Origin of the sequence: Bathymodiolus platifrons methanotrophic gill symbiont (assembly GCF_002189065.1) — a bacterium.
GTDB lineage: Bacteria > Pseudomonadota > Gammaproteobacteria > Methylococcales > Methylomonadaceae > Methyloprofundus.
Genome location: NZ_BDMN01000609.1, coordinates 1 through 1,019, shown reverse-complemented (window position 1 = coordinate 1,019; position 1,019 = coordinate 1). Strand labels below are relative to the sequence as shown.

Below are 1,019 nucleotides of genomic sequence, written 5' to 3'. Positions count from 1 at the left end.
CATAAAACTAGGATATATTCGGTTTTTACACTTTTTGCGACAGAACCTCATTCGTAAATCCGTTAAAAAACGTAAATTATTTCCCAGCGATAATGCCGCTAAAAAAGTCATTTATTTAGCCATTCAACAAGCCTAAAAAAAATGGACCATGCCAATTAGAAATTGGAAAACTGCATTAAATTATTTTATGATTGTATTTGAAGACCGATTAAAAGAGCATATTTAAAAATGCCAGTTACACAGGATTATTTACAGTCTCAGCCAAATTTATGCGACAGAACCGGCGCGCTGCGTCACGCCTAATCATGCATCTATCACTAAGACATACATTGTAATTGAATCTATCTTTTCCCGATAATTAGACAAGTATTCGTATGCTACCTTACGGCTTTCTTCTGAAAAAGTTACTTTCCTATCCGTATTTTTATCGCAATACCAATTGTTATAAGTTGGCCGAAAATATCCATCACTTTCTAATTCATAGACATCACCACCCAAAACGCCAATATCAGTATCACTTAACAAAATTAACGATTTAATGGCATCAGATTTTTTTAGTGCCACCTCACCATTCTCAGCATCAGTTCTTGGTGTACCACAGTCTTTTAGAAATTGTTCATACTCAACGTAACTCATACTATTTTTGGTTCTGTCGCAAAAAATTAATATTTGTGTAAAAATCAACTGCAACCTGTTTTTATGCGACAAATGGATAAAACACCATGCTGGAGAAAAACATTCTCACCCCATCATTAAAATCACGATAATCTAATGTGAAAGCCAAGTATCATGTGGCATTCAGAAAAGCAACGGCTTGAAAAATATAAACACCTTTGGTAGAACATGCGAATCTTCTTTGGCTGAAATTTAATCTTATGATCGTAGGTAATAGGGTGATTTGTTTTTTTGCGACAGAACCGTGCGACGAACACTCACCACAGCTTGAAAGTAAGAGACCAACTCTTGCAGTCAAACGGACGTTAATTATATCTTAATTAGCCTCTCATTTGTTAAGCATT

1 protein-coding gene and 1 pseudogene are annotated in these 1,019 nt (G+C 35.0%); one reads left to right on the top strand and one right to left on the bottom strand.

Going from position 1 to position 1,019, the window contains the following annotated elements:
- Window positions 1-226: pseudogene (locus CDZ78_RS23500) on the top strand (hypothetical protein); the annotation flags it as partial.
- Between the two features lie 77 nt (window positions 227-303).
- Here the strand turns inward: CDZ78_RS23500 and imm40 are convergent.
- A complete protein-coding gene (gene imm40, locus CDZ78_RS20930) occupies window positions 304-636 on the bottom strand; it encodes an Imm40 family immunity protein (protein WP_087871646.1) in 333 nt (110 codons plus the stop codon).
- Between the last annotated feature and the right edge of the window lie 383 nt (window positions 637-1,019).

Coding starts and splice junctions, on each gene's coding strand:
- imm40 (WP_087871646.1), bottom strand. CDS start 636: ATGAGTTACGTTGAGTATGAACAATTTCTAAAAGACTGTGGTACACCA.